The organism is Vibrio mimicus CAIM 602 (assembly GCF_000338875.1).
Lineage (GTDB): Bacteria > Pseudomonadota > Gammaproteobacteria > Enterobacterales > Vibrionaceae > Vibrio > Vibrio mimicus.
On sequence record NZ_AOMO01000016.1, the window covers coordinates 37,033 to 52,114 of the forward strand.

Consider the following 15,082-nt stretch of genomic DNA (forward strand, 5'->3'; position numbering starts at 1 on the left):
GCATGAAGAGTATTGTTGTTTTAATTTCGGGAAACGGAACCAACCTGCAAGCGATCATTGATGCTTGTGAAACCAGTATTCAAGATGGCAAAGTGACGGCTGTGTTTTCCAATAAAGCAACAGCTTACGGTTTAGAACGCGCAAAACAGGCTGGCGCAGCCGCCTGTTTTATTGATCCCAAAGCTTACGAAACTCGTGATGCCTTTGATTCTGCATTGATGGAGCAGATGGATAAATTTTCACCTGACTTAGTGGTGCTCGCAGGTTACATGCGCATCCTCAGTAGTGAATTTGTTCGCCATTATCTGGGTCGAATGATCAATATCCACCCTTCGTTATTGCCAAAGTATCCAGGGCTAAACACTTATCAACGTGCTATCCACGCCGGTGATGAAGAACATGGTACGAGCGTACATTTCGTTACTGAACAGTTGGATGGTGGACCAGTGATTCTGCAGGCAAAAGTACCTATTTTCGAAGAAGATAGTGTCGATGAGCTGACAGCTCGCGTGCAAGATCAAGAGCATCGCATCTACCCGCTTGTCGTGAAATGGTTCGTTGAAGGGCGCTTAGAAATGAAAGAAAGCAAAGCTTATCTTGATGGTGAAGCGCTCGGGATGCATGGCTACGCTACAGAATAATGGCAAATCGAAAAATGGTTGAAATCATTCAACCCTTTCTTTTTGTATCACGCCTATCCCCAAATTACTTGGAGTTACAAGTAGTTTGGGGATATAACTTAGTCGAGTGGTTGGGTTGGAGCCTGACATCCGGGTCGGCCCGGTGCAAAATCCACATCCGCCAACAAATGTGCATTATCTTCGACCAATTCTCCAAAATGGAAAAACGCGAATTGACCCGGCTTCATGCGCTGCCAAGTTTCATTCCCCGTTAACGGCTGAGTAGCAATCACCGACACCACATCATTGGGCGTCGTCTCTTCTTGGAAATTGATTTCGACATCTTCATCGAGTAATGCGGCATGGCCAAATGGCGCTCGACGGGTTATCCAATACAAATGATTGGTGCAATACGCCATCACATATTCGCCATTGGACAGCAGCATATTGAACACACCTAACGGACGAAGTGAGTCACAGCACTGCGCGACATAGCGCAACATTTCTGACCAATCTTGCGGCCCTTCTGGGTATTTCTGTTCCATCTGGTTTAGTAGCCAACAAAACGCCCATTCACTGTCAGTTTGTCCTACCGGGCGATGACGTCCGGTCGCTAGATCTTGATAGCCAGTCAGCTGCCCATTATGCGCAAAGGTCCAATAATGCCCCCAAAGCTCACGGGTAAAGGGATGGGTATTCTCTAAACTCACCCCGCCGCGATTGGCTTGGCGAATATGGCTGATCACTGCGCAGCTTTTTATTGGGTACTGCTGCACTAATTCAGCGATTTTAGACTGGCTACTGGGATTTGGGTCTTTAAATGTGCGAAAGCCTTTGCCTTCGTAAAAAGCGATCCCCCAGCCATCACGATGCGGGCCAGTTCTTCCGCCACGTTGCATCAAGCCGGTGAAACTAAAACAGATATCGGTTGGAACATTCGCGCTCATGCCGAGCAATTCACACATGGTTTAAACCACTCCTTACTTAAACCAATCGCCCGGCCGTAATGGCCGGGCGTATCAAGCGTACCTTAGGCCATCTCTTTCTCAATCAATTGAATGATGATATGGATGATCTTGATGTGCACTTCTTGAATACGATCTGCGTAACCAAAATGTGGAACACGGATTTCGACATCCGCTAGACCTGCCATTTTGCCGCCATCTTTACCGGTCAAAGCGATAGTTTTCATGCCTTTTGCTTTCGCCGCATCAATCGCTTTTAGGATGTTGCCTGAGTTACCAGAAGTAGACAAACCAAACAACACATCACCTTTGGCACCTACAGCTTCAACATAGCGAGAGAACACGTACTCGTAGCCAAAATCATTACTTACACAAGACAGGTGGCTTGGATCTGAAATCGCAATACCAGGATAACCAGGGCGGTTTTCACGGTAACGGCCTGTTAATTCCTCAGCAAAGTGCATGGCATCACAGTGTGAACCACCATTACCACAAGAAAGCACTTTTCCACCTTGCTTGAATGAATCAGCAATCAGCTTAGCCGCCGCTTCAATTTGTGCGATATTGCGATCATCGCTCAAGAATTTCTGCAAAACGTCAGCCGCTTCGGTCAGTTCACTTCTAATTAAATCCTGGTACATGAGGCATCTCTCTTATTGATTATTTGTTATCCGAACCGAGCGCTCTTGGCACTTCTATTCAGTATCCACCTGAGTTTACCCAAACAAGCTGAGCTGTCGATAGCCAAACAACAAGATTTACTCCTAGTTGGCAAATCCTTTCCATTCATAACACTCAAAAACAAGATTAGAGGTATTACTCTAGTCAGATCACTTTCGCACAAAATGTTGTTTTACATTTCGTTAATACTTTGGTTACACTTTAACTGGTTAGACCACTAAACTTAGAATCGCCGTATTCGTATTAGATGACAGAAGAATGCAGGTCTGAAAAAGGATAAAACTGTATGGAAATCTTGCTCTCTACCTCTATCGTGCTCTTGATACTGGGTGCTTGCCTGTATCAAAGAACATCACTCTTTACTTCACTGGCTGCACTGACCTTTACCATGCTAGCCCTATCACTGTTCGGTCCTTTCGGATTTTTCAGTTGGGCACTCTATCTTGCTGCTGTGGCCGTGCTTTGCGTCCCTTCCATTCGTCAATCTTTGATAAGTGGTAAGGCTTTGGCTGTATTTAAAAAAGTACTGCCAGCGATGTCGCAGACCGAGAAAGAAGCTTTGGAAGCTGGAACCGTGTGGTGGGAAGCAGAGCTATTTAAAGGCAAACCAGACTGGAAAAAACTGCATACGATCCCTGCACCAAAACTGAGTGCGGAAGAGCAAGCCTTCCTTGATGGCCCTGTAAATGAAGCGTGTGCTATGGTCAACGATTACCAAGTCACTCACGAGTTGGCCGACCTACCACCTGAAATTTGGACTTTCCTCAAAGAGAAAAAATTCTTCGCCATGATCATCAAAAAGCAATATGGCGGCTTAGAATTCTCTGCGTATGCACAATCGCTTGTTCTGCAAAAACTGACTGGGGTTTCTAGTGTACTTTCCTCCACTGTCGGCGTGCCTAACTCACTGGGCCCCGGTGAATTGTTACAACACTACGGTACAGAAGAGCAAAAAAACTACTACCTACCTCGTTTGGCAGAAGGTAAAGAAATCCCTTGTTTTGCCCTGACCAGCCCAGAAGCTGGCTCTGATGCAGGTTCAATCCCCGATTTCGGTGTGGTGTGTAAAGGCCAATGGGAAGGTAAAGAAGTTCTGGGCATGCGCCTGACGTGGAACAAGCGTTACATTACACTCGCGCCTGTTGCTACCGTACTTGGGCTTGCTTTTAAACTGCGTGATCCGGAAGGATTACTGGGCGAGAAAGAAGATCTCGGCATCACCTGTGCTTTAATCCCGACTCATCTCAAAGGCGTGGAAATTGGCAATCGTCATTTCCCTCTGAACGTTCCATTCCAAAATGGTCCAACCCGCGCGAAAGATCTGTTTGTTCCACTCGATTTCATCATCGGTGGTCCGAAAATGGCGGGACAAGGTTGGCGTATGTTAGTGGAATGTCTGTCCGTTGGACGAGGCATTACCCTGCCTTCCAACTCAACAGGCGGAATTAAATCAGCTGCATTGGCCACTGGTGCTTATACACGAATTCGTCGCCAATTTAAGCAGCCTATTGGTCAGATGGAAGGGATTGAAGAGCCTTTAGCGCGCCTAGCAGGCAACGCTTATGTGATGGATGCTGCAAGCAATCTTACCGTCGCGGGTATTGATTTAGGTGAAAAACCTTCGGTAATCTCCGCCATTGTGAAGTATCACTGCACCCATCGTGGACAACGTTCGATCATTGATGCAATGGACATCGTCGGCGGTAAAGGCATCTGTTTAGGCCCCGCTAACTTCTTGGCTCGTGGCTATCAAGGTGCTCCGATCGCTATCACAGTGGAAGGTGCAAACATTCTGACTCGTTCGATGATCATCTTTGGTCAAGGTGCTATTCGCTGCCATCCTTATGTGCTTAAAGAGATGGAAGCGGCTTATAGCCCAAATTCTGATGCAGTTGAAAAATTCGATATGGCCTTGGCAGGTCACGTCGGCTTTGTGTTAAGTAACCTAGTTCGCAGCTTATGGTTAGGCTTGACCGATGGTTACGGCTCTCAAGCTCCGACTCGTGATGCCACTAAACGTTACTATCAGCAGCTCAATCGTTACAGTGCGAATCTTGCCCTACTAGCCGATGTTTCAATGGCTGTCCTTGGTGGTTCTTTGAAACGTAAAGAGCGTTTATCGGCTCGTTTAGGTGATATTCTCAGCCAGCTTTACTTAAGCTCTGCGACCTTGAAACGCTTTGAAAACGATGGTCGTCCGGTAGAGGATCTCCCTCTGGTACATTGGGGATTGCAAGACAGCTTACGTCAAACCGAAATTGCGATTGATGAATTCTTAGCGAACTTCCCTAATCGCTTTATTGGCCGTGCACTGCGTTTGATCATCATGCCATTTGGCCGAGTACGTAAAGCACCAAGCGATAAGCTAGACAGCAAACTCGCAAAAATCCTGCAAACACCGAGCGCAACCCGTTCAAGAATTGGTCGTAACCAGTACTTAACGCCTAGTGATCACAACCCTGCTGGTAAAGTAGAACAAGCGTTAACGGTGATTTTGCAAGCTGAACCTCTGTTCGACAAAGTGTGCAAAGCGCTTAATCAACGTCGCCCCTTCACAGGGCTCGACGAAGTGGCAAAACTGGGATTGGAAGCCAAAGTACTCACCATCCAAGAGGCGGCATTGTTGAGTGAAGCTGAAGCACATCGTCTCTACACCATTAATGTGGATGACTTTGCACCACAAGAGTTGGCCGCGAAAAAACGCTCACAACGTAAAACGGAAGTTGCTTAGCTCATTCGCATCAATTCACGCTGTTAAAAACAAAAAGGGAGACAAGTGTCTCCCTTTTTAACTTTGTGCCTAGTGCTTTTGGTGCTACTGACTACTGGTGATAATCACTTGCCTTTCTTAGGCATATTCAATTGCATTTCAGGCTGCGCCGCTTTTTTCATCTTGATTTTGCGTAATACAAACCACACCACCAACGCCAAAATCAAAACAACCACATTACCGATGATGATGTACATCATATTGCGGCTGCGCTGCTCTTCACGCATCTGAATCATCAGTTGCTCTTGTTCCTGTTTAAGACGCAGCGCCTCTTCCTCTTCCTGAATTCGGCGAACTTCCGCAATGTTTAACTCATCGACCACGCTATAAGTCTGATCACCAATTGGGAAATAGAGTTCACGTTGAGAAGCCAATTCGGTAGCCCAAACTTTACCGTCCCATGAATAGTTACCAAATTCGCCATCATAGGGAATGGGTAACTTCGCAGTCAGCGACTCTTTACCAGCTTGAGCTTCGGCAAGATAGTCATCCTGATAAGGATGGCGGTGACGAATATGCGCCAACAACGACCCCGGTTGGATCATTCCTTGCTCACCGGTAAAAATTACCTGATGTGGCGTTCCAGCGACTCGAGATTGAATAAAAGTAGTAGAAATCGGCGTTGGATAAACCAAAACCTCTTGCTCTTGCGCACGTAAGAAAACCCCGTTGCCAGAGGTAATGCGTACTCGATATTTGCCAGGCTCAATCCCCATGTTTAAAGAAACGGTGAAAACACCGTCTCCGGGCTTTTCATCAAGCAAAGTACCATCATCAGCAAACTCGCCCAGCACTTCAGGGATTGGGCGCGCTTCTTTCGCCAAAGAATCTTCATTTTCCACAAACTTGGTAAACGTCACTTTGAGATTCACTCGATCGAGAAAATCACGCAGCAACAGAGGTTTGCCGTCCGAAGTTAAACGCGCGGTAAATTTAAGCTCTTCCCCCTGAAAAACACGGCTGGGAAAGACATCCGTTGTGAGTTGAAGGTTGGAGATAAGTTTGATGTTGTTTTTTGGGGTAACTTTACCAATCGCCTGCCAAGGTCCGGGCATAGGGTTGTCTATCGAGATGATGTCCATCGACGATTCTTGGTACCAACGAACATTGTCAGGATTTCGCCATTGATAATATTTGGTACCATCGGGGCGAACCAACACCACAGGCTGAGACTCTTTTTCGCGGTAAATAACAAACGTGATTTGCGAGATCGTCGGATCAACTCGAAAGCGGTTATCGAGGAGCGACATGGACGACTCCTGCGCCGCTAAGCAACTCAAGCTAATCAAACATCCCACTATCGCCGCGAGAATCCTCACCATAACAACTCCTAATTACGCCAGAGGCAATTGCCACTTTTTGCGACTAAATCCAAACGATCTTGGTGTGCTTGTAATTCATCGGCGCTAGCGTGCAAAACCTTTAGCGCTTTTCGCTCTGAGCGCGAACGTTTTAACGATTCTGCGTCCAATTCACCACTATTTTGCGTTGCGGCTGAAAATTGCAGTGAAGTCTGCCCACCGGTCATCAACAGATAAACGTCAGCCAGAATCTCCGCATCGAGCAATGCCCCGTGGAGCGTTCGGTGTGAGTTATCTATCCCGTAACGTTCACATAAGATATCTAAGTTATTGCGTTTACCGGGAAATATCCGCTTGGCCATCGCCAAGGTATCGGTAACTTTGCAAAAATCTGTGGTTTTAACCACCGAGCCGCCGAGTTTGGCAAATTCATAATCCATGAAGCCGACGTCGAACGGCGCGTTGTGGGCGACCAGCTCAGCACCTTTGATGAAGTCTAGAAATTCATCATGAACATCTTTGTACTCTGGTTTATCACGCAAAAATTCATCGGTAATACCGTGAACTTCAATCGCTTCTAACTGAATCTCTCGATCCGGTTTCAAATAGACATGGAAATGTCGCCCGGTGAGTTTACGGTTGATGATTTCGACAGCACCGATTTCAATAATTCGATGCCCTTCGTAATGTGGGCCGCCTTCGCGGTTCATACCTGTGGTTTCGGTATCGAGCACCACTATGCGTTGGTATTCTGCATTGTTGCTAGTATTCATTAGGATATCTATGTCAGACTATGCCAATTCTTTGCGTGACCCAATAGTATCAAATCATGAACAAACAGGTGGAAATTTTCACTGATGGATCTTGCCTCGGCAATCCTGGGCCTGGTGGCTACGGTGTGGTAATGCGCTATAAACAGGTGGAAAAAACGCTTGCCCGTGGCTATCGCCTCACCACCAACAACCGGATGGAAATGCTCGCCGCCGTGGTTGCGTTACAAACGCTCAAAGAACCCTGCCGAGTAATTCTTACCACAGATAGCCAATACGTACGCCAAGGGATTACTCAGTGGATCCACAACTGGAAGCTGCGTGGCTGGAAAACAGCCGACAAAAAGCCCGTCAAAAATGCTGACCTGTGGCAAGCTCTGGATCGTGAAACTGCACGTCATCAAGTGGAATGGCGCTGGGTTAAAGGCCACGCGGGTCATCGCGAAAACGAAATGTGTGACGAACTTGCACGTCAAGCCGCTGAAAACCCAACCGAAGACGATACTGGCTATCAACCAGAAGCCAAATAGCTCTGCACTAAAGCCCAGACTCACTCAGACATACCGCAGTCTCACGACTGCGGTTTGCTATTCACTCGATAATTAACCCCAACAGGCGATAGTCTGCGCTTCAAACGCCACTTAGAGCGAATGGGTTTAAGTGGACACGTTCGCTTCCGCGCCACAATAAAGTAAAGGCTGCCAAACGCCGTGCTAGATTCTCCTATGCCATTTTCTAACCAAGTCCAGAAAGGGCGATATTTTTGCATTGGGAAAAGCGCATACTGGTCACACTCAACCACTTGGTAGTTGAGCACCCCAAGCCAGTCTTTGATGCGATTGGGAGTAAACATGCGCCCACTCCACGGCAAGTTATTTTTGCGCCAAGGCATCAGGCTCGCTAAACCAATAAAACTGATCGGATTAAAGCCGGTGACAATTACATAACCATCATCAATCAACACACGGTCAACTTCACGTAATAAACGGTGGGGATCGTTACTGTAATCGAGCTGATGCGCCAGAATTGCTACATCAATGCTCTTTTCCAAAAATGGCAGTTCATACTTATCCGCAATCACCGTGTGCAGAGGATTTTCAATATCAAGATGCACTTGGTGTTGAATATTGCAGGTACAACTGGCAAGCTCACAGCTCAGACCGCCGAGCTTTAACATGTGGTAACCAAATAATTTTGGACACCATTCGTCTAAACGGGTCTGGATAGACTCACTCACCCATTCGCCATTTTTCAGTTGCGACCATGAGTGTGGATTTTCAAGCGCTTTATCACTGCGTGCTGGTTTCATTGCTCACCCGCTTCATCAAGGTAACCGGAGACAACTCATGTTACAGATCAAAAGCATACCCGCATTTAACGACAATTACATCTGGCTGATCCAAAATAGCGATCGTGATTGTGCCGTCGTTGATCCGGGTACTGCCGAACCTGTTCTCGCCTATATCAAACAGCATGATTTGAACTTAAAGGCCATCTTAATTACTCATCATCATCATGACCATATTGGTGGTGTTGCTGAACTCGTTCATCAATTTCCACATACTCATGTTGTGGGGCCTGCTCATGAGCCAATTCCAACACTCACCCATCCGGTTGAAGATGGTGATCAAATCGAACTGTTTGATGAACGTTTTCTGGTTTTAGGCTTACCTGGACACACTCTTGGACATATAGGTTATGTAGGTGACGGCAAGCTGTTTTGTGGTGATGTGTTGTTCTCAGCCGGTTGTGGGCGTGTTTTTGAAGGCACGATGCAACAGATGTTCTCTTCACTTAATAAACTCCTCACCTTGCCTGAAGAAACTCTCATTTATAGCGCGCACGAATACACGGCTTCCAATGTCGCTTTTGCGCTGGCTGTAGAGCCAGAAAATGAACAGTTGCATATTTATCGAGAAGAAGTGAGTCGTTTACGCGCCCAGAATCAACCGACTTTACCTTCAACACTGGCGCGAGAAAAATGGATAAATCCCTTTTTGCGCACCCAAGAGCCAAGTGTGATTCGTTCTGTCGCTAACCGAGTGTCAACTCTGGATCCGCTCACAATATTTACTGCATTGCGCGAATGGAAGAATGATTTTTGACTTTTGTCGCTTGTCACCAAGATAAAGTGGAAAGTATTATCAGCAGCCATGAAGAATAAGGGCTGTGTTACATGCGAGTTAAATTCAGTTGGGTATTGGCATTGCTGCTTGTCGGCTGTCAAGCCCCCCAACCTGTGGATACAACCACATCAGATGACCAAGCGGTAAACCCGCCAGCTCAATCTGTAAAGGTTAAAAAGAAGCGTAAACCACAAACAACGGCCACTCTCCCTGCCCAAACGACAGAGAGCGTGGAGGAAGAAGAAGTCGCGCTGACACCACAAGAACAAGACGATGTATGGCAACGCATTGCTATGCAGTTACGACTCGGAATACCAAAGGATCCGAGTGTTGATACTTACCGCGAGTGGTTTATAAAAAACCCGGGGCATCTGCAAGCAATCGCAAGTCGTGCCGAACCATTTCTCTATCTGATCACCGAAAAAGTGGAACAGCGTGGTCTTCCCATGGAGTTGGTTCTCCTACCCATTGTAGAAAGTTCCTTTGACCCGTTTGCCTATTCACACGGCAGTGCGGCTGGCTTATGGCAATTTGTCTCAGCAACAGGTAAACGATACGGGCTTAAACAGAACTTCTGGTATGACGGTCGACGTGATGTTTCCGCCGCAACCGATGCTGCTCTAGACTATCTCACTGTATTGAGCAAACATTTTGATGGCGATTGGTACCACGCCATCGCAGCCTACAACAGTGGAGAAGGACGCGTTGCAAGGGCGATCAAAGCCAACAAAAAAGCGGGCAAACCGATCGATTTCTTCTCACTGGATTTACCCAAAGAAACCAGTGGTTATGTGCCTAAACTCATGGCACTGGCGGATGTGATTGCCAACCAAGAAAAGTATGGCATCGCGATCCCGAGTATAGAGAACCGCCAAGTATTGGCTATGGTTGACCCCAAAGAACAGTTGGATCTGGCGATTGCAGCGCAATACGCAGGCCTAACGGTGAAAGAGCTGCAAAGTTTCAACCCTGCCTACAATCAGTGGGCTACTGCGCCGAATGGCCCGCACCAACTGCTGCTGCCAGTAGATAAGGTTGAGCGATTTAATGAAGCGATTGAGACCAACCGTGGCAAAGGTGTGAAGGTAGTTCGTTATCAGGTCAAATCGGGCGATACGCTCAGTACGATTGCGGACAAATACAACACCACCACAAAAGTGATCAAAGCGGCTAACCAGATTGCAAGCAATCAGATCCGTGTGGGTAGCTACCTGTTTGTTCCTACGTCAGTAAAAGATGAGAAAGCTTATGCGCTTAGTGTGAGTAATCGTCTTGCTAAAACTCAGTCAGTGCCTCGAGGACAGTACCAAGTAACTCACGTGGTCAACTCTGGGGAAAGTCTCTGGAGTATCGCGAAAGAATACAAGGTGTCTTATCAGTCCCTTGCTAAATGGAATGGCATGGCTCCGAAGGACTCACTACGTAAAGGGCAAAAGCTCGTCGTATGGAAAGACAGCAAACCTAGTGGTGTGATCCGCACTGTGACCTATAAGGTGCGCTCAGGTGATACATTGAGTGGCATTGCTAATAAGTTCAAAGTAAAAACCACTGATATCGTCAAGTGGAATGCATTGAACAGCCGCAATCATCTTAAACCTGGTCAGCAGCTCAAACTGTATGTCGATGTGACTAAATTCAGCGCATAAGTCATGCGCTGAATGAGCAGGATTAGTCTGGTAATCGAAAACTGACTAACAGTGGATTATGATCAGAAGCGTCCGATTGAGGCGCTTCTGCTTTTTTAAGGATTAGACCACGATAAAAAACATGATCGAGCGGCAAACCATTAATAAACGTGGTACGGTTATCGGACTCAAAAACCACGGCTTGCAAGCCAATATCCGTAAGTGCAGCGCTCAGTAGAGCCATCCGCGCCTCACTCCAACTGTTAAAATCACCAGCAACAATCACAGGTCCCGCAAAAGAGCGAAGTTCATCAAGCAATGCTGCAATCTGCTCTTGATACTCTTGCGTACCATATGTGAAATTCACCGCATGCAGGTTCACCACCGCCAACTCTTGCTGGTTGCTTAATCGGTAACGTGCATAAATCGCTGATTTAGGTAAACGCAACCAAGGCTCTAACTGAGTGTAAGCACACGCCATTGCAGGCATGACTTTAGCGAGATTGATGACTCCAGCCGCTTCACCAAATGCTTCAAAAGCTCGTGTTTGAGTGCCATCCCAACCATATTGGCTAATCCACGCTTTAAACGCCTCGTTCATATTCGCCTCTTGCAACAACAAAAGTTGCTGAGGAGCACTGAGTTGCGCGAGCGCGCCTTGCCAGTTAGAGCGATTTTGCTTATAGATATTCCATACCAGAAGGTTGATCTGTCCATCCTGATCCAAAACTTGAGGCTTGGGATTTTGATAACACAACAGAGGCTCGCCTTGCTGATTGTGACCTATCGTCACCAGCTCGGGTTGGCTAGGAATGGTAAAGATGAAGAAAAAAGCAGAAATACCAACAACTGAAAGCAGTATGGGGAGAATCCAGTAACGTTTTTTCATCAAGCACCCTCAAAACAAAATAAGGAGCCTTAGCTCCTTATTGTCGACACGATATAACCTACAATTAGGCTCGATGCTTAAATAGCATCTTCATCCTCTTCACCAGTACGAATACGGACTACACGTTCAACGCTGGTGATAAAGATTTTACCGTCGCCGATTTTCCCAGTTTGGGCAGTTTCAATAATAGTATCGACACAGCGGTCGGCAACATCATCGGTTACCACAATTTCTAACTTAACTTTAGGCAAGAAATCGACCATGTACTCAGCACCGCGGTACAGCTCAGTGTGTCCTTTCTGACGGCCAAATCCTTTGACCTCAGACACTGTCATACCTGTAATCCCAACCTCGGCCAGAGCCTCACGGACATCATCGAGTTTAAATGGCTTGATAATGGCTTCGATTTTTTTCATGTTCATCCCTTAAACGGCTGTCAGTGCACGGCATTATCTGTCAGCAACCGATAACAATCAATAAAAAGCCCAAGCAAGGCTTGGGCATTCATCAAAACAGGTGCTTATTTCAAACTAGAGTAGTATGCGGCTAAGTTAGCAATATCATCATCACTCAGCATCATCGCCTGTGCTTGCATTACTGCCGCTAGGCCACCGTTACGTTCTTTGTTTTTGTATGCTTTCACAGACGAAATGATGTATTGCTCATTCTGTCCTTTCAGATTCGGATAACCCGGGATCACAGCAACCCCATCCATACCGTGACAAGCTGCGCAAACTGCTGCTTTTGCTTGACCAGCGGCTACATCACCCGCCAGTACCGAACCTGACAATAAACTTCCACCAAGAACGAGCGCCATTACTACTTTGTTCATTGCTTTCCCCATGTAATTATCCCTATAGATTATGTGTGGTTATGAATTTATTTTGGCACAGAATCGGAAGATTTGAACCAAACCAACTCACAATCTTGACCACTGAAATCACGATCCACGAATAAATCCGCTACACAAATCACCCGATCTTGGTACATGAGGATGGGGATTTGTCGCCGCTGCCAACTCGGGATACCGTACTCTTGAAAAAGCTTTTTCAACTTACGCGATCCACTACGACCAACCGGACAAGCCACCAACCCTTGAGGATCAAAACTTACCCAGAGTTGGCTTGGGTCATCAGGAAGTTTTATATTTCCTGATAAGTGCATCGCCAATTTTAAGCGGCCTAAACCTTGCGGTAATGACAAAAGCTGCTCAGGGACAATAGTGCTACGCCACCCAGAGAGATCAATTTCAGGCTGCACTAGATGCAATTGCTGCCGAAAACGACGGACTTCGATCTGATTCAGTCGGAGTTTGGGGTTAGCATCCTCGCTCGCTAAGGCAACTTCATACCATAGCTGATCGGTGTGTTGACGACTCGGCATCGGCAGTCGGTGATGCGCAAACCAAGCTCGTATCAGTTGTCGCCGCGAAGCCTCACTACTCTCAGCAAGTGTGAGGATCGATAATCCGCCATCCTGAGTAATCGCCCTTTTTAAAGCATCGGCCAACAGCTCTTGCAATAGCACTTCCTGTTCAGCGCACAACTCGGCACTGCGTTGTACCGCTTGGCGAATGCTCGGCCAACGTTCTGCAAGAACGGGCGTGATGTGATGACGCAGAAAATTGCGCTCGTAGCGAGTATCAAAATTACTTTCGTCCGTGATCCAACTCAGCTTCTTCTGTATGGCATAAGCTTCGATATCTTGGCGAGAAACGGTCAATAATGGACGAGCTAAGTGGCCTTGGGCAAAAGGCGCGTAGGCAGCCATTGCCGACAAACCTTTAGGGCCACTACCTCGCTTTAACGCGAGCAAAAAGGTTTCGAGTTGATCATCTGCATGCTGACCAAGCAATAGAAGCGTGTCAGAACCCACATGCTGAGATAGTGCTTGATAACGCGCTTCACGCGCCATTTTTTCAATGCTTTCACCACTGCCGACCGCCAATTGAACGCGCTCAATTTGGCATGAAATGTTGGCTGCTTGGCACCAAGTTTGGCAATCTTGCGCCCATTGATCCGCATTCGAACTCAATCCATGGTGTACATGAACCGCTTCTACATCCCAACCAAACTCATCACGCCCACGAGCTAACAACGAGAGTAAAACTCGCGAATCCACTCCACCGCTTAACGCCAGCACTAATTTACGAAATGGGTAACGCGCTAATTGCTGCACGAAATGGGGATAAAGATCGCTCATAAGCTCAACACAGTGTGAAAAAGTGCCTCAAGTTTACCCCTTGGGCTCAGAAAGCAAAAGGGCTGGCCTAAGCCAACCCTTTCCGTTTTTTGATGAGTGATTGCCCATACTCAGCAATCAAACTATCGCTAGTCCAATGATCAACAGTAGCCGTAGTTCATCAGACGCTGATAGCGACGCTCAAGTAAGTTTTCATGGTCAAGCGTGTCCAGATCCGCTAACTGGCGCAGTAGAGTCGCTTTCAGGTTTTCTGCCGTTTGTTTGTGGTTACGATGCGCACCACCCAGCGGCTCTTCGATGATTTCATCGATCAGTTCAAGCTCTTTCAGACGAGGAGCAATCAAGCCCATCGCTTCTGCCGCTTGTGGCGCTTTGTCGGAATCACGCCACAGAATAGATGCGCAACCTTCTGGTGAAATCACTGAGTAAGTTGAGTATTGCAGCATGTTCACGTAGTCACCCACGCCAATTGCCAATGCGCCGCCAGAACCGCCTTCACCAACTACGTTACAGATCACTGGTACTTTCAGGCCTGACATCACTTTGAGGTTTTTTGCGATCGCTTCAGACTGACCGCGCTCTTCCGCTCCGACACCTGGGTAAGCACCCGCAGTATCGATAAAGGTGATGATTGGCATGTTGAAACGTTCTGCCATCTGCATCAAACGTAATGCCTTACGGTAGCCCTCAGGTTTTGGCATCCCGAAGTTACGTTTCACTTTTTCACGAGTTTCACGCCCTTTCTGGTGACCAATCACCATTACCGCTCGGCCATCAAGACGCGCAATACCGCCCACAATCGCTTTGTCGTCAGCGTAGGCACGATCACCAGCCAGTTCATCAAACTCAGTAAAGATATGATTGAGGTAATCCAGCGTGTAAGGACGCTGCGGGTGACGCGCCAATTGCGCGACTTGCCATGCACCTAAATCACTGAAAATTTTCTTTTTCAGCTCAAGGCTTTTTTTCTCAAGCTGTTCCAGCTCTTTTTCCAGATCTACGGATGCACTTGTACTGTGACGAGATACATCACGCAGTGCCTGAATTTTCGTTTCCAGTTCGACAATCGGTTTTTCAAAATCAAGAAAATTGAGGCTCATCTATCGATCCTTTGTGACTCAGCCATGCCACCC

Annotated in this window: 15 protein-coding genes; 5 read left to right on the top strand and 10 right to left on the bottom strand. The window is 47.1% G+C overall.

Annotated elements, in window-relative coordinates:
- Positions 1-2: 2 nt before the first annotated feature.
- Positions 3-641, top strand: coding sequence for a phosphoribosylglycinamide formyltransferase (purN, locus tag D908_RS17335; RefSeq protein WP_005522356.1), 639 nt, complete (start codon positions 3-5; stop codon positions 639-641).
- Positions 642-739: 98 nt separating this feature from the next.
- On the opposite strand, the gene D908_RS17330 is transcribed toward purN, so the two are convergent.
- Positions 740-1,585, bottom strand: coding sequence for a class II glutamine amidotransferase (locus tag D908_RS17330; protein ID WP_005522359.1), 846 nt, complete (start codon positions 1,583-1,585; stop codon positions 740-742).
- 65 nt (positions 1,586-1,650) lie between these two features.
- On the bottom strand, positions 1,651-2,226 hold the full coding sequence (gene lpcA / locus D908_RS17325; RefSeq protein WP_005522361.1) for a D-sedoheptulose 7-phosphate isomerase: 576 nt from the start codon (positions 2,224-2,226) through the stop codon (positions 1,651-1,653).
- A gap of 326 nt (positions 2,227-2,552) precedes the next feature.
- Between lpcA and fadE the strand changes: the two genes are divergently transcribed.
- Positions 2,553-4,997: an acyl-CoA dehydrogenase FadE gene (fadE, locus tag D908_RS17320; RefSeq protein WP_005522364.1), complete on the top strand. Its 2,445-nt coding sequence runs from the start codon at positions 2,553-2,555 to the stop codon at positions 4,995-4,997.
- A gap of 104 nt (positions 4,998-5,101) precedes the next feature.
- On the opposite strand, the gene D908_RS17315 is transcribed toward fadE, so the two are convergent.
- Both D908_RS17315 and dnaQ read right to left on the bottom strand, forming a co-directional pair.
- Positions 5,102-6,358, bottom strand: a complete 1,257-nt coding sequence (locus D908_RS17315) for a TIGR03503 family protein (RefSeq protein ID WP_005522366.1) — start codon at positions 6,356-6,358, stop codon at positions 5,102-5,104.
- A gap of 8 nt (positions 6,359-6,366) precedes the next feature.
- Positions 6,367-7,110 (bottom strand): DNA polymerase III subunit epsilon, encoded by a 744-nt coding sequence (gene dnaQ / locus D908_RS17310; protein WP_005522368.1) that lies wholly within the window; start codon positions 7,108-7,110, stop codon positions 6,367-6,369.
- A gap of 56 nt (positions 7,111-7,166) precedes the next feature.
- Between dnaQ and rnhA the strand changes: the two genes are divergently transcribed.
- Complete coding sequence (gene rnhA, locus D908_RS17305; RefSeq protein WP_001041879.1) at positions 7,167-7,637, top strand: ribonuclease HI; 471 nt, start codon at positions 7,167-7,169, stop codon at positions 7,635-7,637.
- A gap of 41 nt (positions 7,638-7,678) precedes the next feature.
- Here rnhA and D908_RS17300 read toward each other — a convergent pair whose 3' ends face one another.
- Positions 7,679-8,416: a methyltransferase domain-containing protein gene (locus D908_RS17300; protein WP_000801262.1), complete on the bottom strand. Its 738-nt coding sequence runs from the start codon at positions 8,414-8,416 to the stop codon at positions 7,679-7,681.
- A 37-nt stretch (positions 8,417-8,453) separates the two neighbouring features.
- On the opposite strand from D908_RS17300, the gene gloB reads away from it, so the two are divergent.
- On the top strand, positions 8,454-9,212 hold the full coding sequence (gloB, locus tag D908_RS17295) for a hydroxyacylglutathione hydrolase (protein ID WP_005522369.1): 759 nt from the start codon (positions 8,454-8,456) through the stop codon (positions 9,210-9,212).
- 71 nt (positions 9,213-9,283) lie between these two features.
- Positions 9,284-10,879 (top strand): lytic transglycosylase, encoded by a 1,596-nt coding sequence (locus D908_RS17290; protein WP_005522370.1) that lies wholly within the window; start codon positions 9,284-9,286, stop codon positions 10,877-10,879.
- A gap of 22 nt (positions 10,880-10,901) precedes the next feature.
- Here D908_RS17290 and D908_RS17285 read toward each other — a convergent pair whose 3' ends face one another.
- The 5 genes from D908_RS17285 to accA form a co-directional block, all read right to left on the bottom strand.
- A complete protein-coding gene (locus D908_RS17285) occupies positions 10,902-11,747 on the bottom strand; it encodes an endonuclease/exonuclease/phosphatase family protein (protein ID WP_005522372.1) in 846 nt (281 codons plus the stop codon).
- Between the two features lie 77 nt (positions 11,748-11,824).
- A complete protein-coding gene (gene glnB / locus D908_RS17280) occupies positions 11,825-12,163 on the bottom strand; it encodes a nitrogen regulatory protein P-II (protein WP_000717796.1) in 339 nt (112 codons plus the stop codon).
- A gap of 104 nt (positions 12,164-12,267) precedes the next feature.
- A complete protein-coding gene (locus D908_RS17275) occupies positions 12,268-12,591 on the bottom strand; it encodes a c-type cytochrome (RefSeq protein ID WP_000513619.1) in 324 nt (107 codons plus the stop codon).
- A 35-nt stretch (positions 12,592-12,626) separates the two neighbouring features.
- Complete coding sequence (gene tilS, locus D908_RS17270) at positions 12,627-13,949, bottom strand: tRNA lysidine(34) synthetase TilS (protein WP_005522385.1); 1,323 nt, start codon at positions 13,947-13,949, stop codon at positions 12,627-12,629.
- A 140-nt stretch (positions 13,950-14,089) separates the two neighbouring features.
- Positions 14,090-15,049: an acetyl-CoA carboxylase carboxyl transferase subunit alpha gene (gene accA, locus D908_RS17265; RefSeq protein WP_000055731.1), complete on the bottom strand. Its 960-nt coding sequence runs from the start codon at positions 15,047-15,049 to the stop codon at positions 14,090-14,092.
- Positions 15,050-15,082: the final 33 nt, after the last annotated feature.